Below are 18,209 nucleotides of genomic sequence, written 5' to 3' on the forward strand. Positions count from 1 at the left end.
CCCGAGCTCACCTACGCGAACCCCGCAAAGCCTAAACGGTCAAGCCTTGCGAAAGGCATTGGAGCGGGTGACGGGGGTCGAACCCGCTACTTTCAGCTTGGGAAGCTGACACTCTACCAATTGAGTTACACCCGCTTGGAAACGAGCCTATTTATACATATATGAATCCGATGTCAACAAAGAGCATGGGTAAATCGACTTCCGGTGCTATGTCTTTCCCTGTTAATTCCGTGTGTCTGTTCGGCTTCTGCTTATTTTGCATTCGTCGGTAGCCTGCGTCGTCCGATGATGCGAGTGGGGCACTGTGCGAGTAATCCATATTGACATGTTTCGTGCGTCTTGTCGTGTGTCCTTTTCACGGCGATTTTTCCATTTGATTTTGCGTTGGCATACATAGTGCAATTCTCTCGTCGAACAGGAGGATCGCATTATGCGCGATAGTACTCAAAGCGCGTTATTCGGCGCTTTATCTAATGAAATGAGGATGTCATCCATCGCCAATAATTTGGCGAACGTGAACACGTCGGCTTTCAAAAAAGATCAGTTGGCCTTTCACGACACTTTTGTCCGTTTTGCTCACGACTATCTTGTTGACGGCAAAACAAACCTGCGTGGAAAAGATCTTTTCCCCCGTGCAAACGTCATGGCCAAGGCGCGTCTTTCCGACCAGAGAACGGACTTTTCGCAGGGTAGCCTGGAGAAAACAGGTAACCAACTGGACTTCGCCCTTTCAGGTGAAGGCTTTTTCAGGGTTCAGGGCGAGGGAGAAGTGCTCCTGACCCGCGCTGGAAATTTCCTGACCGATGGGCAGGGAACCCTTAAAACACAGGACGGCATGACTGTTCTGGTTGGCGGCGGTCCCTTGACCATTTCCCCGGGGGCGCATGTGGCTGTTGATCCGGGTGGAAACATTTCCATCAATGGAGATCCCGCAGGGTCCTTTGATCTTGTGTCCTATGAAGATCTGTCCAAGGTGGAGAGGATCGGAGGCAACACGTATCGGCCCAAGGTCGACGCGGTGCAGATTCCTCCGGAAGACATGACCGTGGAACAGGGCTTTGTGGAAAAGGGAAACGTGGATGTCGTCACCGAAATGGTGGCCATGATCGAGACCCAGCGTGCGTTTACCATGTATTCGAAGATGATCCAGACCACTGATGAGAGCGACAAGAAGCTGATCACGCAGGTCGGACGCCCAACCATCTAATTAACAGGAGGATACTGCAATGATGCGTTCCCTTTGGACCTCTGCCACAGGCATGATCGCCATGCAGACCCACATTGATACGTTGTCAAACAACCTTGCCAACGTGAACACCACGGGCTTCAAGAAAAGCCGCGCCGAGTTCGAAGACCTGATGTACCAGACGCTGAAAATAGCCGGTACACAGAACGAGGCTGGAAATAGAACACCTGTGGGCATGCAGATTGGTATGGGTGTGCGTCCGGTGACGGTGCATAAATTTTTCACACAGGGTGATTTCAAGAACACCGGGAACCCGTTGGACATGGCCATTGAAGGCGACGGTTTTTTCCGCGTTTCGCAAAACGGTGAGGACGTGTACACCCGCGCGGGTTCGTTCAAGCTTGATGACGAAGGGCGCGTGGTTACTGCTGGCGGACATCCCCTCCAGCCTGAATTTACCGTGCCGGCAGAGACTGTCAGCGTTGTTATTACCGAATCGGGCAACATGGCTGCTCTGGACAAGGATGGCGCCACGCTGTCCGAGACGGATATTGATATCTATCGCTTCCAGAACCCGGCCGGGCTCATTGCAACTGGTCGTAACTTCTACCGTGAGAGTGAAGCCTCCGGCGCAGCTGTGGCGGGAACTCCGGGTGATGACAACTTCGGAACAATCGCACAGGGATTCCTTGAAGGGTCCAATGTCGAGATGGTCGATGAAATGGTCGGACTGATTGTCGGGCAGCGTGCCTTCGAGATCAACTCCAAAGCCATCACCACTTCTGACGCAATGTTGCAGACGGCTGTCAATATCAAGCGATAACGGATGATTGAATGCATTCAACTCCGGGGAAGGTGAGCATTATGTCGAGTAATACTATGAAATGCACTGAGAGTTTCGGTCGAGTCAGGTACATCCTTGCTGTGCTGCTTTTGGCAGCGTTGCTGCTGATTCCTTCCGTAACGGGGGCTACCGCCGGTATGGCCTGGCAGGCCATCGTGAAAAGTGCCGCCTGCGTTCAGGGGCCATATGTCCTGCTCGGTGAAATTGCTTATCCTGCCGGGAGTATGGATGATGCCACATGGGAGTCGCTGGCGAATATCAAACTGTGGAAAGCTTCCACTCGCGCCGGACGTCCCGTGGCCGTGAGCCGTGATAAATTGCGGAGTATTCTCAAGTATTACCTGGGTGATATGGTGGAGAACCTCATACTGCCCAGCCAGATTACGGTGCAGACCGGTGGGCGGGTCATCTCGGGCGAGGAACTCAAGTCGCGGGTTGTCGCATTTTTGACACCTCGCGCAGAGGACTTGGGTGGCGATGTGGAATTCAAGGATTTTCATCTTCCTCGTCAAATCTTTTTTCCCAATTTATATGATACGCTTTCCCTCAGTGCCAACGACATTGTTCCGGGGCGCAACCAGGTCAAGATTCATGGTGTCACTCCTGATGGCAAGATCGTGACCAGCAAGGCCGGAACAGTCTTCATCAATGTCTGGAAGGCTATCCCCGTGGCCGCCAAACCCATGAACCGGTTTGAGCGTGTCTCTCCGGCAAACGTATCTTTTCAGCGGGTTAACCTCGCTTACCGCCAAAACGTGTGGGATGGCACCGGCGGTCCATGGCGGATGGCGCGGACCCTGGGGAGAGGGCAGCCTTTCACCCTGTCACACCTTGAACCTATTCCGCTTATTGAGAAAGGGGAGCGCGTGTACCTGACCTTCCAGGGCAAGCGCGTGAAGTTGACCATAAAGGCTGTCGCGTTGGGTGAAGCCGGTATGGGGCAGCAGGTATCGGTCAAGAATTTGCAAAGCAACAAGACAGTGCTGGCAACCGTGATCAGTGATGACACGGTTGTCGTCAGATAGCCAAGGAGACTGTCATGAAACACTATTTCATCATCGCCATAGTTTCGATCCTGCTGGCTTCCATTGCGCTGATTGCAGGATGTGCTCCCAAATATCAGGAACAGCCCATGCCCGCGATGACTCCGCCTGTCTATGAGGAAGAGGATCCTGCACTCAATCCGGGGTCGTTGTATGACTCCAACAGGTCGGAATTCCTGTATGACGACAATCGCGCCAGTCGGGTCGGTGACATCGTTATGGTGCAGGTGCAGGAATCAGCCACGACTTCGATCAAGTCGGAGACGACGGCCAAGAAGGAAAACACCGTGGATAACTCGGTCTCGGCCATGCCCAGCACCGGCCTTATCGGCGGCATTCCCCTGGCAGGTACGCTTGGAGCGACCGCGGGTATAGGCATCGGCGCCAGCCAGTCTTCTGATTTCAAGGGGAATGGTGAGACCTCGCAGGAATCGGAATTTGAAGCCACTGTGGCCACGCGTATTGTTCGCAGACTTCCGGGCAACCTGCTGCAGGTCGAAGGTGCCAGGCGCATCCGTGTCAATCATGAGACTCAGTTCCTGGTGGTTCGGGGACTTATCCGTCAGCGTGATATCTCCTCCGACAACACGATCCCGTCCACCAGCCTCGCTGAAGCCCAGATTGAAATTTACGGCCAGGGTGTATTGGCTGACAAGCAGCGCCCCGGTTGGCTGTCACGGATTCTTGATAACATTTTCCCGTTCTAGTGATCGGGCTTACATTTAAAGACTCAGCAACGTTAGAGGGATGAACACCATGCTTACGCATCCGCACTCAACTCGAATCGATTCCGGCGAAGTGGCCCGGTCCGTCATTTTGACGGTCCTGTTTGCCGCGCTCCTCATATTCCTGGGAACAGTCCTGATGCCCCGTGACGCGGGTGCAGCTCGCCTGAAGGACATCGCCAGTTTCAGTGGCGTGCGCCACAACGAACTTGTCGGGTACGGTCTTGTGGTCGGTTTGTCCGGTACGGGGGACGGCACTTCTTCAACATTTACCATGCGCTCCATGGCCAACATGCTTGAAAAGATGGGCGTCGAAGCCAACCCGGACAAACTCAAACCCAAGAACGTGGCCGCTGTCATGGTAACTGCCAAGATGCCGGTGTCCGCCACGCCCGGTTCAACCCTGGACGTCACGATATCTTCCCTGGGCGACGCTGAGAGTCTGCTTGGTGGCGTTTTGCTGCTCACGCCTCTCAAGGGCTTGGACGGCAAGGTCTATGCCGTCAGTCAGGGCGCGTTGACCGTTGGTGGATACTCTGCCGGAGGTCAGGCTGCTCAAGCGCAAAAGAATATCGCCACAGTGGGGCGCATCACCAGTGGTGCCGTTGTGGAGCGGGCTGTTCCTTTCAGATTCAATAATCAGAATGCCATGACACTGAACCTGTCTGTACGGGATTTCGGTACCACGATGCAGGTGGTGAACAAGATCAACGCCAGCATGGGCGGCAGTTTTGCCTCTGCACGGGACATCTCGACCATTGACCTGAAATTGCCGGATCAATTCCGTGGCAACATGGTGCCTTTAATGGCTTCTCTGGAAAATCTCGATATTTCGCCCGACGGCAAGGCCCGTGTGGTTGTGGATGAAAAGACCGGTACAGTGGTGCTTGGTCAGGATGTTCGTCTGAGCAAGGTGGCCGTGGCGCACGGCAACCTGCAGATCGTAGTCTCCGAAGAACAGGAAGTCAGTCAGCCGGGGCCGTTCTCCGATGGCGAGACCGTTGTTTCTCCGAGTACCGACATCGCGGTGTCTGAACAGAATAATCAGCTCATGCTCATGGAAGGTGCAACCCTGCAGGAACTCGTGGATGGTCTGAATTCAATCGGCGCAGCTCCGCGAGATCTCATTTCCATTATTCGTGCTCTCAAGGTTGCCGGTTCATTGCATGCCGAAGTGGAGGTTATCTAACATGATCAGTAGCACTGTAGACCCACGGTTGGCAGCCAAGCAGGCCGATACCAAGGATCTGATCCGTTTCAAGCAGGAGATGGACGGCCTCAAGGAGCGTTTGACGGATAAGGGCGCGAATGGCCAGCTTAAGAAAGCGTGTCAGAACTTTGAAGCCGTGTTTATCGGCAAGCTCTGGCAGCAGATGCGTCAGAGTGTGCAGAAGGAAGGGTATCTGCATTCCAAGCAGGAAGACAGTTATATTTCAATGTTTGATCGGGATTTCTCCGAGAAAATGGCTCAGGCGGGCGGGATCGGTCTGGCAGACATGATTTATGCCCAGCTTAGTGAAAAGTTGAAGGAAACAAGCAAGACAACCCTGGCCGGCGGCGTTGCCATCAAGCCGCTCAAGGAAGAAAAGCCCATATCCGTAAATCAGCCCGGCGCAGGGATACAGATCAATACCGGCAAGGGCATTACACTGGAGGAGTGGGGCGGGTCAGTCTCGTCTGAAGCATCTGGTGGAAATGCCGTGGTGCCCGCGCCTGCGGCGCAGGTATCCACTCAGGAGGTCGGCTCCACGCCCAAGCTACTGACTGACGTAGAGGTCCAGGCAAAGCTTGATACGCTGGTGCGGCGTCTTGAGTCAGAGCATCTTCGTGACAGCCTGACACAAGGGCGCGCTCAGGGGGAAGAGTATACTGACAAGGCCGTGGAAGCACTTGGCCGGAAAATTGCACAAAGAGGGTAGGTTTCAATAGGGAAATATTAAGATTTCTAAGTAAATATTCATGATTTAAGTCGGTTACAACTGTGAGGGGTGAGAAATGATTCGTTTGATAGAGGAAAATTTGGTTCGGCAGAATAAGGCTGTGATGCTGTTGTCTATCCTGCTTGAGGAAGAATTTTCCCGCCTGATGAATCTCAAGCCCCAGTCGGTCTCGCAGATTGAACTTTCCATTCAGGAGCTTATGCGTCAGATCGCGGCAGAGCGCGTCTCACTGCGCACGATGGTGGGACAGATGAGCGCCGGTTCCTTGCGTCTGGCCGAAATTTACCCCCTGCTTGAACCCGATGTGGTTGAAGCGCTCAAGGGCCTTGTGATCATGATGGACGACACCGAACAGAAGTGCGCAATGCAGGCTGCCAAGAATAATGAGATGGCTACAGCCCTGTTTGATCAGTCCAAGGGATTGCTCAATTACATGCACAATCAGATCAAGCCCAAGAATACCAACGCCTATGGCCGGACCGGCCGGTTTGCCAAGGCTCCCAGCGATGCTCGTTTGTTGACCGGGAGGTTGTAAATGTCTTTTGGAGCCAATTCCATACTCGACATGGGGCGGTGGGCCCTGTTCGCTTCGCAGGTTCAGCTGCAGGTCACTGGCGAGAACATCGCCAATGTGAATACGGAAGGGTATTCCCGGCGTTCCGTTATCCTGGAGGAAGGCCCGTATATTGACTATTCGCCCGGTCAGCTCGGCACGGGAGTCAAGGCCAGGGAAGTCGTTCGCAATTTCGACGATATGGTGGAAGAGATGTATTTGGGGCAGGCCGCGCTCAAGGATAAGTGGGGGCAGCTCTGGGAGCAGCTCAAGTCCGTTGAGAACCTGCTCAATGAATCCAGCGGCACAGGCGTCAGTAATGCCTTGTCTCAATATTTTAATTCGTGGAATGAAGTGGCGCAGCGACCTGACAACTATGGTGCGCGTCAAACGGTTCTGAATGATACGGCGACCATGATTTCCACGTTGAAGCAGGTGGACACCGATCTCTCTCTCATGCAGCAAAGGATCAACAAGGACGTCGCCGCTCAGGTGACCGAAGCCAACAAGCTCATGGTGGAGATTTCCGATCTGAACAAGGAAATTCAGATTCATCACGTTGAGGGTGAGAACAACGCCAACAGCTTGTTTGACGAACGTGCGCGCAAGGTGCGCGAGCTTGCTGAACTCATGGACATCAAGACTATCGATAACGGTGGCGGAAATTTCACTGTCATGACCACGGCCGGGCAGAACCTCGTGGATGGGGCCAGTCACTATGCGTTGGAATTCAACGCCGCGGTCACGACCACCGATCTTCGTCCCGACTCCGATTTTGAAGGCTCGATCTATTTCGATGGCAATGACGACTACGAGTACACGGTCGAGTTTCTTGCCTCCAGTTCAGGATCGACGCTGGCAGGTCAGGCGACTTCCGGAGCCAACGCTGCCCAATTCAGGGTTTCACTGGATGGTGGCGTTACCTGGCTCTCCGACGATCTTGGCAATGAGCGTCATTTCAGTGCGCGTGATTACAACAGTCGTGTCAATGTGGAAGGGCTGCAGATCTGGTTTGGCAGCAGTACGGATTCTCAGGGAACGCCTACTGGCAACTTCGTTCCCGGTGACCGGTATGTCATCAGTCCGCATCAGGGACTGTATTGGGTGGAAAACACCTCCCATGCAGAGGAAATCACGCCGCAGTTACATTTCAATGGTGAAGAGAATTCCCAGCGACTCACAGGCGGTAGCCTGGCGGCCCTGTTGACCTTCCGTGACAACTATGTGGGACGGTACCGTTCCAAGCTCGACGAACTGGCTGAGACAATCGTTTGGGAGACCAACCGCAGGCACAGTCAGGGTGCCGGACTTCAGGCCTTCACCTCTTTGGATGGGACCTACAGTGTCGATTACACTGACAAGGCCCTGGCCAGTGATTCAACCGGTCTGACCTTTGGCGACAAGCTCCAGTCAGGCAGTTCCTTTGTCTATGTGTACAACGAATCCACCGGTCTGCTGGCTTCCAGCGCGGCACTGGATTTCGATGGCAGCGGCGCCACATTCAATCCGGCCATTCATACTCTTGAAGATGTTCGTGACGCCTTTAACCGAACATATGCAGGGGCCATCAACGCGACCATCGTCAACAACAAGCTCCGCCTCGAAGCAGAGAACGGGTATACGTTTGCCTTTGGTACCGACAGTGCCGGGTTGTATGCCGGACTGGGAATCAACACGTTGTTGAAGGGGGATGACCCCGGCAACATGATGCTCAATGAAAAGATAACCAGCGACATTGATTATTTGGCCACAGGGCATGTGAACGGCTCCGGCGAAATGAATGCAGGAGACAACACCACGGCGTTGTCCATGTATGCCTTGCGTGAGGTCAGCGTAACAACCCGTACGGCCGCAGAGGGCGCGACTTCGCAATCCATCCTCGATTACTACAACGGTATTGTGGGCAATGTGGGTACGGACGTGAACCGGGCCGAGTTCAACCAGAATTTTTATGGCACGTTGGCGAGCGACCTGAATGAACGACAGCAGCAGGTGGCGGGCGTCAACCTTGATGAGGAAATGAGTGATTTGATTAAATATCAGGCATCCTACACGGCGGCAGCCAAGCTTATCACCACTGCCGACGCAATGTTGCAAACCATCTTGTCGCTCAAGCCCTAGCGTGAGGAGGAAACAGGTATGCGCGTAACGCAGAAAATGCTCTTCTCCCGATATGTCACCAACTTGAACAAGTCGTTGACATCTCTGATGGACTTGAACATCAAGGCCCAGACACAGAAGCGGATCAATAAGCCCAGCGACGACCCTACCGGCATGACCCGTATTCTGGATCATCGTGACACGCTGCGCTCTCTGGATCAGTACTCCGAGAATATTTCCACGGCAAAAGGGTGGCTCACCAGTGCCGATGAATCACTCATGCAGGTGTCCACCATTCTGACCCGTGCCAAGGAATTGGCTACGCAGGCGGCTACCGGAACAGTGGACAGCAACAACCGCGAGCAGATCAGCTATGAACTGCGTTCGCTCTTCGAGCAGCTGGTCGGGCTGGCCAATACCAATTTTGAAGGCAAGCAGATCTATGGCGGCCATAAGGTCAATACTCCGGCGTTCAAGGAAATCATGTGGTTGACCACCAATGATGACTCCTTTGGCAATAATGCGGAGTTCACTGTCAATGGGTCATCGAATTCTACCGTTCTTGTTCAATTCTTCGACAGCTCCGGCACTGTTGCGCCGGGCGGCAACATGAACCTGTCGGACGGCAATCTTGGTGTGCGGTATTCCATTGACGGTGGTGACACTTGGCAGACGGATGGCTCCGTGACATTTGCCGCAGGCGAAGGCACCCTCAGTCTGCCACAGAGTGGCACCAGCGTTACATTTCACAACGATACGGCCATCAAGGTCAACGACCCTGCTGATGAATCCGTTGCCGACGGAACATGGCTGTGGATTCGTCCTTCCGCTCAATATATGGGGGATGACGAAGACGCACCTCCCTCGGTCGATCCGCTCGGCCCTGGATCGAACCTGATTGATGCCACGGCATCAGGGTCATTTCTGGATACCAACGTCACTGTGCGTATCGACAACTCGTCAGCCGTGGCCATGAATGAGGACATCGAGTACTCCTACAGCATTGATGGCGGTATCAATTGGGTGACCGGTAATATCGCCCAGGCTGACACGTCGTCCAACGCGGCCGTGCTTTCCGTTGCCAACGGCGGCATACTGTCCCTGGCCTCCAATGGGTCCAACCTGCTTCAGCCTGGACAGCAGTTTGTCATCCGTCCTCGTTCGGCGGCCATCAATCTCGATGTTTCCTCCAGTGAGCAGGTTCAGGTCAATGGCGTGGGCAAGGATATTTTTGGCGGTATCTATATGGACCCGGAGATTGTCCTGGCCTCCAATGGTTCCATTCTGACGCTGAGTAGTCAGAATTCCGGCAGGGTGTTCCACTCCAATGCCGCGCCCGGCATGGCGATTTCTATTCAGGGCAATGACGAATACTCCAAGAACCTGTTTGAAGTCATGGGCAATCTGGTCGCCATGGCCGAGACTAATAACCAGACAGGTGTGCAGCAGGCGCTGGCGAATCTGAGTGAGGCGCAGGAGCATATCATGAATGCTGTCGCCGAAGTCGGCGGTCGGGAGAACCGGTTGCAGATAGGCGAGACCATTGTGGATGGTCTCAAGCTCAATGAGCAGACATTGGTCAGTTCCATCGAGGATGCCGATGTCTCCGAATTGATGACCGAACTGGCGCAACAGCAGATCGTGTATGAGTCTGTGCTGCGTTCCACGTCCATGATCATGCAACTAAATCTTGGAAAGTTTATTTAATACTCCTCTTTACTTAGATGTGAACGTCATGTAATCGGCAATGAACGACTCGCATGATGCGGATGAGCCGAAGGACATATTGGAAACCACATGTTGATACTAACCCGGAGACCGGGAGAAAGCCTCTTCTTAGGCGATAATATCAAGCTTAAGATCCTGAGCGTTCAGGGTAAGCAGATAAAGATCGGCCTGGATGTACCCGAAGACATGACTGTCTATCGGGAAGAGGTGTATCTTAAGATCAAGGAACAGAACAGGCAGGCGCTGGAAATTAGCCAGCAAGACCTGCTCGCGGCGGCAGCGCTATGGCAAAAGAAAGAAAACAAAAAATAATGACGCGGCTGGGCGAGCGCGAAGTCAGCTCGGACGGCATCATCTATTTTCCTCGTGGCCTTGTGGGGCTGGAGGACAAGCGCGAGTTTGCCCTTTTGAGCGTTAAGGACGATGACTCTCCGTTCCTGCTGTTGCAGTGTGTCACAGACCCGGGCTTGGGACTGCTCGTGGCCGACCCCTACGCTTTTATCGAAAGTTATGATGTGAAGATCGAGAATGCGGACCGGAAAGTCCTCAAGGTGGAGAATATCAGGCAGGTGGCAGTATTGGTCACAGTGACCATACCACGTGACAAACCTGAAGACACCACCCTTAACCTTCAGGGGCCGATTGTCATCAACACCGAGGCAAGGATAGGTCTTCAGATTCCGCAGACGGAAGCAGGCTACCCCACACACTTCCATCCGATTGCTGTCTAGTCAGTCAGTCGGGTTACTCCCTTTCGACTAAACGAGAAGATCCAGGTCGTCACGAATGAGATTCGCGGCGGCCTTTTTCAGGTCTGGCTGGTAGGAGCCGTCCTGCACCTGGCGCTTGAGTTCATCCACCTTTTCACGGCGGACATCCGAGGCGTCCTTGGCTGTCTGCAGGGCTGTCCCCCGCAGGCGTGCTTCTGAAGACAGGACAACGCGATCAGCGGATTCTCCCGAGCTCTTGGCGGCTTCCTGGGGCTTTTGCTGATCCTTGACCTCTGGCCTTTCGATCTTCTTGTTTGCGTAAGGATTTGTTTCCCCTACTATGTTCTTGATGACCATGTCATTCCTCCCGTGATTACGGGGTTATCAAAGCATGGTGTCGTCCACCTTTGACAAAGTTATCTCCCACAGTCTCCGCATGACCTTGTTCCTTTCGGCGTCATGTATTTCAACCGGACCCTGATGGGTATCCTTTAATATCTGAACGTCGCCTCCGTCCAGTGGATATTCAAAAACATACCGCTGGTTGAATTCTCCCTCCAACTGGGCAAGGACTGCCTTGACCACGGGAGAGGGGTCGGAGTTGACGATCAGGTTTTCAATGACCTCATGCGCAATGCGCTGGACCAATTCCCGACGCTTTGCCTGCTTGGCAACATCGTCCATGGGGACGCTGTCGCCCATTGCCTGCCGAAAGCGTGCAAGACGCTTTGCGCTCGTAAGCTGCTTTCCATAGGTGCGCAGCATATTTCGAACATTGGCAGACGAAGTATTCACAGTTTTTTTCCTTTCCTTGATTGTTAGGATCGGCTTCTTGAAAAATAACTTTAGGGTTAAAGTTAAAAAAAATATAGAAAAGTGTTTTTTTCAACGGTATTTTTAGAGTTAAAAATGAAAAAGGTTGAATGTTTCTCAAATTTTAACTACAAATTTGAAGGATACGTGTACGTATGAGGTATGAAAGGCCATAGCTGGTTCAGTTGACCTTAATATGATTTTTTGAATGGGGAAAATTTATGGGATCGCCCAAACTTTCTGACTCGGTATTGGACATCAGATACGGCCAGGACGCATTGCTCGATGCGCTTCTATTGCATTTCATGACCGAGAATCATCTGGAATATTCCATTGACCCTACCAAGAACGCTTCCGGTGAGCAGATGCGCTTCATGCTGGCCATGCAGGACGGGGATTTTTATGCTCCGTGTTCGGACAGGATGTTCAAGATGCTGCTGGATGAAGGGCTGCCTGACGAATTGCTTCAGGAATATCTGGAACAGTGGCGGACATTCATTCGGTTGTCCCGTGAGTTCTGTTCAGACAGACAACTGTTGAGGCGGTTTATCCAGCTTGCCAGGCACAAGTTCCGCATGGTCCTTGCTTCTCCCATCATCGTGCCGTCGCGACTGATGAAGCGGTTGATCACCATCTTCATGACCCAGAGTGGTATTGATGATCCCTATCGAGATATTCGCAAAGGTCTGAACAGCAAAGCTGCCGAGATTGTCGAGAGCGATGCGTTTGACGCCATGGTCCACGCCGGGTTGTCCAATGTCAGCCCTGAAGAGCGCATTGATGATCTGCGATTCAAGATCGATATGTTGGAAATCGAGCGACTGTTGCGTATATCCACGATCTCTGACCATTGGTCGCCCGAGACATTCTCCGTTGAAGGGCTGAACGCCTGCGGCATGGCGCGTGAAATCAAGGAAGGGTCCGAGGTTTTCAAAGTCCTTTTCGAACGGCTGGGCAAGGACGGCCAGAGTCCCCGACGCATTTTGTATCTGCCCAACAGGGCTGGCGGCCTGCTCTTTGATCTGCAGGTTGTACGGGCGTTGCTGCGACTCGGACACAGTGTGGTCATGGCCCTTAAGGAAGGGTTTTATTTCGATAACCCCACTTTCTGGGATCGGGATAATGATCCTGTTCTGGCCAAGGCGTTCAGCGGTGCGCACTTTGTCAGTGAAGACAAGTTGTCCAAGAACGAATTGCTGTCCATTATGGCAAAGCACCGGTTTGTGGTCATTTCCGATGGTACACGCGAAAAATTCAATCCGTATCGAACCTCGGTCACGTTTGCTCGAGCCTGGAAGGAATGCGACTTTATTGTTGCCAAAGGTGAAGGGCTCAGAAACAGGCTGGTACTCAACAGCCATGATTTCACCCGCGACATCATCAATATATATCGCGATGAGCAGGGGGCATTCCATATGCATTTCAGGCCCAAGTCCGGCTCTGTTCATTCCTTTAGCGAGCAGTATATTTCTGCCAAAGCAGAGGAGATTATCGCCGAGATGCGCCATGCGCGTGCAGAGGGGAGAACGGTCATGTTCTATTCCGGCATCATCGGAAGCGTTCCCGGTCAGACAAAGGCGGCAATCGAAGTTATCACCACCTATGTGCAGCACCTGCGTTCCCAACTCGACGACGCGTTCATCATCAATCCGGGCGAGTATTTCGAGGAGGGCATGGACGCGGATGATCTCATGTTCATGTGGGAAAAGGTGCAGCGGAGCGGGTACATCAATGTCTGGCGTTTCCAGACGTATTTCGATATTGAAAAGAGCTTCGAGTTGATGGACAGAAAGGTGCCGCCGGTCTGGACCGGCAAGGACGCCACGTATTCCACCGGATGCACCAAGGAAATGCATATCGCTCTCGATGTGCAGAAGGCGCATCCCGAGTTGCAGATCATCGGTCCCAACCCCGAAAAATTCTTCCGTCGTCGGGAGTATGGGGTGGGGAAATTCTGTGATGTTGCCATCGATTCATGTGACTAAGGGAATCAGCAATCCTTTAACCCAAGCATCAAATGAAAGAAGAGAGTCGTACATTGAGTTGGCGGACTGCACGATGGCTGGTTGCCGTGGTGTGTCTGGCCGTTTTGCTCGCCTGTGTGAAGCGGGGAGGTGACACGATTGTAGAGACGTCCTCTGCATCGGACCCAGCCGCTCCTGTAGAAGTGGTGGAGCAATGCCCGGAGCAGCCTGAGACACTCCCCAAGCCTCAACCTGAGATGCTCGCTGTTCAGCCCGTTAGCCTTGTTCAGCCTCGGATAACGAGTGCGTTGACCCTGCGTCCTGTGCGGGAGCCGGCCTTTGTTCCGGCCTGTGACATGTTCTTTCCTCTTTCCAATGTGGAAGGGGTCGCGAGCAATGCCAAAATAGATATCAAAAGTCAGGGCCTTACTTCCTGGAATTCACTGGTCGACCCGGTGCAGCGCAGCCTTGAGTATGCCCTGAACATGCCTAAGAACACCCCCGCCCTGGTTCGGCCCGGTATGGTCCTGACCTGGGGACAGGTGGTGCAGTCTCTGGAAGAATTTCTCGATCTGCTGCCGTATCTCGACAATGACCCCGAACTGCTCGCTCGTCGTTTTGTCTGGTATGGAATGCGAAAGAAGCCTGTCATGACAGGATATTATACGCCTGAGATCGAAGGGAGCCTGACTCGACGCCCCGGATATGATTTTCCCATCTACGGCGTGCCGTCGGACTTGCGTTACGGCAAGGTGCGCGGGTTCAAGCAGTTTTATCGGGTCGAGAAGGGCCGGGTGCTGCCGTACTACGAACGGGGTGATATGGATGTCCGCAAGGTGCTCGCCGGGCAGGGGCTTGAAATTGCCTGGGCCAAAGATCCCGTGGATGTCTTCTATATGCAGGTGGAAGGGTGCGGACGGTTGAGATTGCCGGACGGCACCACGAGCAACCTGCTTTACGGGGCCAAAAACGGACACGGCTTCCGTAGTCTGGGTCGAATTCTCCATGCCAAGGGACTCCTGCCAAAAGGCAAGCTGTCCAAAGAGCATGTGAAAGCGTATTTTGCCAAGCATCCTGAACAGATGTTTCAGTTGATGGCCGAGAACAGAAGCTATGTTTTCTTCCGTCTGGAGAACTCTCCGCCCGAGGGGACCATTGGAAAGCCGTTGACGCCGATGGTTTCACTGGCTACAGACCGAAAGCTGTTGCCGCTTGGGAGCCTGCTGGCTTTTGAAGCCGAGATTCCGGAAGCCAAGGACGGTCGTCCCGTCGGTAAACGCACAATAGCCGGCATCGGTCTGGCGCAGGATACCGGAACCGCCATCAAGGGGTCCCGTGTTGATTATTATATTGGTGAAGGGAGCGCGGTGGAGCCCATTGCCAACAACATCATGACAGAGGCCACCGTGTACCTCCTCATAAGCAAAGAAGCACTTATTAATGGCTGATATTACAATAGATACCGTCAAGGACACCCTCAAGGATGCCATCGCCCATCAATCCCGCTCTGTCATCGACTGGCATTTTGGCGAACCCGTATATGATGGTGATCCTGCCAACGACCTGGCTGGCGTCTCCGGCGTGCGCGAGCTGGTTGCGCGTCAGCATTGGGCCAACTTCCAGCTGTGGCATGTCGAGGACCGCGCCCGTCGCAAGGATGTGGACGCCAAGGTTATCGCCGACTGCAAGTATGCCATCGACAAGCTCAACCAGAAACGCAATGACCTCATTGAGCGGGTGGATGAATGTCTTATCGGCATGATGGACGCCATATTGCCCGCCGACGCAAAGGAACGGTACAATACCGAGACTGTCGGGGCGGCCTTGGATCGTCTGTCCATTCAGGCGCTCAAGATCTATCATATGAAAGAGCAGTGTAGCCGTCAGGACGTTGATGAAAAGCACGTTAACGAATGTGACGCCAAGGTTGGTGTCCTGCAGCGGCAACACGAAGATCTTGAGCGTGCAATCCTTGAACTCATTGATGAATATTTTGCCGGACTCAAGAAGCCCAAGGTGTACTTCCAGTTCAAGATGTACAACGACCCGAAGCTGAACCCGGAACTTTACGCAAACAAGAAATAGGGGAACCCATGTCCCGCTACGAAACTGTCATCGGCCTGGAAGTCCATGCCCAGCTCAAGACGCAGACCAAGATATTCTGCTCCTGCTCAACCAAATTCGGCAACGATCCCAACGAGAACGTGTGCGCGGTCTGTTCCGGCATGCCCGGTGTGCTGCCTGTCCTCAATGAAAAAGTGGCTGAGTATGCCACCAAGATGGGGCTGGCAACCAATTGCGAGATCAATCTGAAGTCCGTGTTCGCGCGCAAGAACTATTTTTATCCCGATCTGCCCAAGGGGTACCAGATTTCCCAGTTCGAGCTGCCTATCTGTGAACACGGGTACGTGGATATTGATGTTGATGGCGAGAAGAAACGCATCGGCCTGACTCGTATTCATATGGAAGAAGATGCGGGCAAGAATATTCACTCTGCCGCCGATAATGCCAGTTTCGTGGACCTGAACCGTACAGGCGTTCCGCTCATCGAGATCGTGTCAGAGCCGGACATGCGCTCCGCAGAAGAGGCCGTGGCCTATCTCAAGGAAGTGCGCGCTGTCCTGTTGTATCTGGGCATCTGTGACGGCAACCTCGAAGAAGGAAGCTTCCGGTGTGACGCCAACATTTCCATTCGCCCTTATGGTCAGGAAGAGTTCGGTACCCGCGCAGAGTTAAAAAACCTCAACTCCTTCAAAAATATCCTCAAGGCCATCGAATACGAAGTGGGCCGTCAGATCGACCTCGTGGAAGACGGCGAAGCTGTTGTACAGGAAACCCGGCTCTACAATGTGGAGAAGGGCACCACTCATTCCATGCGCGGCAAGGAAGAGGCCCACGATTATCGCTACTTCCCGGACCCGGATCTGGTACCGCTGGTGCTGGAAGAGTCCTGGGTCGAGAAATGGACGTCCGAGCTGCCTGAGCTGCCCAGAGCCAAGCGTGAACGGTTCATGGCAGAGTACACGCTGGCTGATTATGATGCCGCGCTGATCACGGGCGATATTGCCGTGTCAGAGTATTTTGAGGCCGCTGTCAAAGCCTACGGTGGTGAGACCAAGAAAGTGACCAACTGGGTTGTCGGTGATCTGCTTCCGTACCTTGGCGAGACTGAGAGTGAAGCTTGTGATTGCAAGTTGACGCCTGAAAAAATGGCCGAACTGCTCAAGCTGGTTGATGACGGCACCATTTCCGTCAAGATCGGCAAGGATATCTTTACCGAACTCTGCACCTCTGGTGATGCCCCGGCCGAGCTCGTCAAGGCCAAGGGGTTGGTGCAGATGTCCGATACCGGTGAGCTGGAGGCCATGGTTGATCAGGTCATTGCCGATAATCCCGAAGAGGCGGAAGCCTACCGGGGCGGCAAGAAGAAGCTCATGGGATTCTTTATGGGCCAGGTCATGCGTCTTTCCAAAGGACAGGCCAATCCCGGTGTCGTTACCCAACTGTTCAATAAGAAACTTTCATAATTACAAGGAATTAAAATGACCGAGCATATCCAGTATTCTGCGGAAAAAGATGCACTGATTCTTCTTGATCAGCGATTTCTTCCCAACCGGGAGGATTGGTTCGAGTGCAAGACCACCGATGATATCTGCTTTGCCTTGGTTGTCATGGTCGTGCGAGGGGCGCCTGCCATCGGCGTGACCGCTGCGTATGGTTGCTATCTGGCCGGACGTGAAGTCCAGGGCATGGACGGCGACTGGACGGCAAATCTCGAAGCCAAGCTTGACCAGATCCACGATGCCCGTCCCACCGCGGTCAATCTGCGTTGGGCTGTGCGCGAAATGCGTCGCATCTGGAAAGAAGCCGGGGACATCAGCCTGGAAGATTTGCTCGCCATCTGGTTGGATCGGGCCAAGGAAATTCACGTGGGCGATATTGAAATGTGCGAACTCATCGGCAAGTTCGGCGGCGAGCTTATGGATGAAGGCGACACCATCATGACCCATTGCAATGCCGGCGCCCTGGCCACAGCCGGATACGGAACCGCGCTTGGTGTTGTTCGTGGTGCCATTGATCAGGGCAAGAAAGTGTCTGTCATCGCCAATGAGACCCGTCCCTTCCTGCAGGGCGCGCGACTGACCGCTTACGAGCTGCACAAGGACGGTATCCCGGTCAAGGTCGCCTGTGACAATGCCTGTGCTCTGCTTATGAAGCGTGGGTTGGTGGACAAGGTCGTGGTCGGCGCAGACCGCATCACGGCCAATGGTGACGCCGTCAACAAGATCGGTACCTTTGGTGTGGCCGTGCTGGCCGATCGGTTCAATATTCCTTTTTATGTGGCCGCGCCTCAGTACACGATTGATACCGAGACCTTCTCCGGTGACGATGTGCCCATCGAGGACCGTGATCCCAAGGAAGTCACGCACATTGGTGATCATCGTATCCCGCCCGAGGGTGTGGAAGTATACAACCTCGCATTCGATCCGACTCCCAATGAGCTGATCGCGGGTATCATCACTGAAAAAGGCGTGCTGTATCCGCCGTATACCGAGTCCATCAAGAAGCTTTTTGAAGATTATCCCGAGGGCTAACGCAAAAT

Annotated in this window: 18 protein-coding genes and 1 tRNA gene; 16 read left to right on the forward strand and 3 right to left on the reverse strand. The window is 53.6% G+C overall.

Annotation, left to right across the window (positions count from 1 at the left end; translation table 11 throughout):
- Positions 1-59: 59 nt before the first annotated feature.
- Positions 60-135 (reverse strand) — tRNA-Gly (locus SRBAKS_RS00240).
- Positions 136-430: 295 nt separating this feature from the next.
- Between SRBAKS_RS00240 and SRBAKS_RS00245 the strand changes: the two genes are divergently transcribed.
- The 11 genes from SRBAKS_RS00245 to fliW all read left to right on the forward strand — a co-directional run bounded on the left by SRBAKS_RS00245 (position 431) and on the right by fliW (position 10,850).
- Complete coding sequence (locus SRBAKS_RS00245; RefSeq protein WP_229592413.1) at positions 431-1,207, forward strand: flagellar hook-basal body protein; 777 nt, start codon at positions 431-433, stop codon at positions 1,205-1,207.
- 19 nt (positions 1,208-1,226) lie between these two features.
- Positions 1,227-2,009 (forward strand): flagellar basal-body rod protein FlgG, encoded by a 783-nt coding sequence (flgG, locus tag SRBAKS_RS00250; RefSeq protein ID WP_229592415.1) that lies wholly within the window; start codon positions 1,227-1,229, stop codon positions 2,007-2,009.
- 41 nt (positions 2,010-2,050) lie between these two features.
- Positions 2,051-3,055: a flagellar basal body P-ring formation chaperone FlgA gene (flgA, locus tag SRBAKS_RS00255; protein ID WP_229592417.1), complete on the forward strand. Its 1,005-nt coding sequence runs from the start codon at positions 2,051-2,053 to the stop codon at positions 3,053-3,055.
- 14 nt (positions 3,056-3,069) lie between these two features.
- Complete coding sequence (locus SRBAKS_RS00260) at positions 3,070-3,780, forward strand: flagellar basal body L-ring protein FlgH (RefSeq protein ID WP_229592419.1); 711 nt, start codon at positions 3,070-3,072, stop codon at positions 3,778-3,780.
- Positions 3,781-3,937: 157 nt separating this feature from the next.
- On the forward strand, positions 3,938-4,987 hold the full coding sequence (locus SRBAKS_RS00265; protein WP_229597025.1) for a flagellar basal body P-ring protein FlgI: 1,050 nt from the start codon (positions 3,938-3,940) through the stop codon (positions 4,985-4,987).
- Position 4,988: 1 nt separating this feature from the next.
- A complete protein-coding gene (locus SRBAKS_RS00270; RefSeq protein ID WP_229592421.1) occupies positions 4,989-5,717 on the forward strand; it encodes a rod-binding protein in 729 nt (242 codons plus the stop codon).
- A gap of 76 nt (positions 5,718-5,793) precedes the next feature.
- The gene (gene flgN, locus SRBAKS_RS00275; RefSeq protein WP_229592423.1) at positions 5,794-6,273 is read left to right on the forward strand and encodes a flagellar export chaperone FlgN; all 480 of its coding nucleotides are present in this window, start codon (positions 5,794-5,796) and stop codon (positions 6,271-6,273) included.
- Positions 6,274-8,412 (forward strand): flagellar hook-associated protein FlgK, encoded by a 2,139-nt coding sequence (flgK, locus tag SRBAKS_RS00280; protein WP_229592425.1) that lies wholly within the window; start codon positions 6,274-6,276, stop codon positions 8,410-8,412.
- A gap of 18 nt (positions 8,413-8,430) precedes the next feature.
- Complete coding sequence (gene flgL / locus SRBAKS_RS00285) at positions 8,431-10,098, forward strand: flagellar hook-associated protein FlgL (RefSeq protein WP_229592427.1); 1,668 nt, start codon at positions 8,431-8,433, stop codon at positions 10,096-10,098.
- A gap of 90 nt (positions 10,099-10,188) precedes the next feature.
- Positions 10,189-10,431 (forward strand): carbon storage regulator CsrA, encoded by a 243-nt coding sequence (csrA, locus tag SRBAKS_RS00290; RefSeq protein WP_229592429.1) that lies wholly within the window; start codon positions 10,189-10,191, stop codon positions 10,429-10,431.
- Positions 10,431-10,850, forward strand: coding sequence for a flagellar assembly protein FliW (gene fliW, locus SRBAKS_RS00295; protein WP_430709141.1), 420 nt, complete (start codon positions 10,431-10,433; stop codon positions 10,848-10,850). Before csrA ends, fliW begins: the two co-directional genes overlap by 1 nt.
- Before the next feature lie 27 nt (positions 10,851-10,877).
- On the opposite strand, the gene flgM is transcribed toward fliW, so the two are convergent.
- Both flgM and SRBAKS_RS00305 read right to left on the reverse strand, forming a co-directional pair.
- A complete protein-coding gene (flgM, locus tag SRBAKS_RS00300) occupies positions 10,878-11,186 on the reverse strand; it encodes a flagellar biosynthesis anti-sigma factor FlgM (protein ID WP_229592434.1) in 309 nt (102 codons plus the stop codon).
- 27 nt (positions 11,187-11,213) lie between these two features.
- Positions 11,214-11,624 (reverse strand): DVU0524 family FlgM-associated protein, encoded by a 411-nt coding sequence (locus tag SRBAKS_RS00305; RefSeq protein ID WP_229592436.1) that lies wholly within the window; start codon positions 11,622-11,624, stop codon positions 11,214-11,216.
- 239 nt (positions 11,625-11,863) lie between these two features.
- Here SRBAKS_RS00305 and SRBAKS_RS00310 point away from each other — a divergent pair, with 239 nt between their 5' ends.
- From SRBAKS_RS00310 to mtnA, 5 genes are read left to right on the forward strand one after another with little or no spacing between them, the layout of a single operon-like run.
- Positions 11,864-13,627, forward strand: a complete 1,764-nt coding sequence (locus SRBAKS_RS00310) for an ARMT1-like domain-containing protein (protein WP_229592438.1) — start codon at positions 11,864-11,866, stop codon at positions 13,625-13,627.
- Between the two features lie 53 nt (positions 13,628-13,680).
- A complete protein-coding gene (locus tag SRBAKS_RS00315; protein ID WP_229592440.1) occupies positions 13,681-15,054 on the forward strand; it encodes an MltA domain-containing protein in 1,374 nt (457 codons plus the stop codon).
- Positions 15,047-15,691: a DUF4254 domain-containing protein gene (locus SRBAKS_RS00320; protein WP_229592442.1), complete on the forward strand. Its 645-nt coding sequence runs from the start codon at positions 15,047-15,049 to the stop codon at positions 15,689-15,691. The genes SRBAKS_RS00315 and SRBAKS_RS00320 overlap by 8 nt, the downstream gene beginning before the upstream one ends.
- Positions 15,692-15,699: 8 nt before the next feature.
- Complete coding sequence (gene gatB, locus SRBAKS_RS00325; protein ID WP_229592444.1) at positions 15,700-17,133, forward strand: Asp-tRNA(Asn)/Glu-tRNA(Gln) amidotransferase subunit GatB; 1,434 nt, start codon at positions 15,700-15,702, stop codon at positions 17,131-17,133.
- A gap of 15 nt (positions 17,134-17,148) precedes the next feature.
- On the forward strand, positions 17,149-18,201 hold the full coding sequence (mtnA, locus tag SRBAKS_RS00330; RefSeq protein WP_229592447.1) for an S-methyl-5-thioribose-1-phosphate isomerase: 1,053 nt from the start codon (positions 17,149-17,151) through the stop codon (positions 18,199-18,201).
- Positions 18,202-18,209: the final 8 nt, after the last annotated feature.

It is taken from the genome of Pseudodesulfovibrio sediminis (assembly GCF_020886695.1).
GTDB lineage: Bacteria > Desulfobacterota > Desulfovibrionia > Desulfovibrionales > Desulfovibrionaceae > Pseudodesulfovibrio > Pseudodesulfovibrio sediminis.

Bases quoted from the DNA above. Each gene is read 5' to 3' on its own strand.
- flgA (WP_229592417.1), top strand. From the start codon at position 2,051: ATGTCGAGTAATACTATGAAATGCACTGAGAGTTTCGGTCGAGTCAGG.
- SRBAKS_RS00310 (WP_229592438.1), top strand. From the start codon at position 11,864: ATGGGATCGCCCAAACTTTCTGACTCGGTATTGGACATCAGATACGGC.
- csrA (WP_229592429.1), top strand. From the start codon at position 10,189: ATGTTGATACTAACCCGGAGACCGGGAGAAAGCCTCTTCTTAGGCGAT.
- fliW (WP_430709141.1), top strand. From the start codon at position 10,431: ATGACGCGGCTGGGCGAGCGCGAAGTCAGCTCGGACGGCATCATCTAT.
- SRBAKS_RS00320 (WP_229592442.1), top strand. From the start codon at position 15,047: ATGGCTGATATTACAATAGATACCGTCAAGGACACCCTCAAGGATGCC.
- flgM (WP_229592434.1), bottom strand. From the start codon at position 11,186: ATGGTCATCAAGAACATAGTAGGGGAAACAAATCCTTACGCAAACAAG.
- flgK (WP_229592425.1), top strand. From the start codon at position 6,274: ATGTCTTTTGGAGCCAATTCCATACTCGACATGGGGCGGTGGGCCCTG.
- flgN (WP_229592423.1), top strand. From the start codon at position 5,794: ATGATTCGTTTGATAGAGGAAAATTTGGTTCGGCAGAATAAGGCTGTG.
- mtnA (WP_229592447.1), top strand. From the start codon at position 17,149: ATGACCGAGCATATCCAGTATTCTGCGGAAAAAGATGCACTGATTCTT.
- SRBAKS_RS00260 (WP_229592419.1), top strand. From the start codon at position 3,070: ATGAAACACTATTTCATCATCGCCATAGTTTCGATCCTGCTGGCTTCC.
- SRBAKS_RS00245 (WP_229592413.1), top strand. From the start codon at position 431: ATGCGCGATAGTACTCAAAGCGCGTTATTCGGCGCTTTATCTAATGAA.
- flgL (WP_229592427.1), top strand. From the start codon at position 8,431: ATGCGCGTAACGCAGAAAATGCTCTTCTCCCGATATGTCACCAACTTG.
- flgG (WP_229592415.1), top strand. From the start codon at position 1,227: ATGATGCGTTCCCTTTGGACCTCTGCCACAGGCATGATCGCCATGCAG.
- SRBAKS_RS00270 (WP_229592421.1), top strand. From the start codon at position 4,989: ATGATCAGTAGCACTGTAGACCCACGGTTGGCAGCCAAGCAGGCCGAT.
- gatB (WP_229592444.1), top strand. From the start codon at position 15,700: ATGTCCCGCTACGAAACTGTCATCGGCCTGGAAGTCCATGCCCAGCTC.
- SRBAKS_RS00265 (WP_229597025.1), top strand. From the start codon at position 3,938: ATGCCCCGTGACGCGGGTGCAGCTCGCCTGAAGGACATCGCCAGTTTC.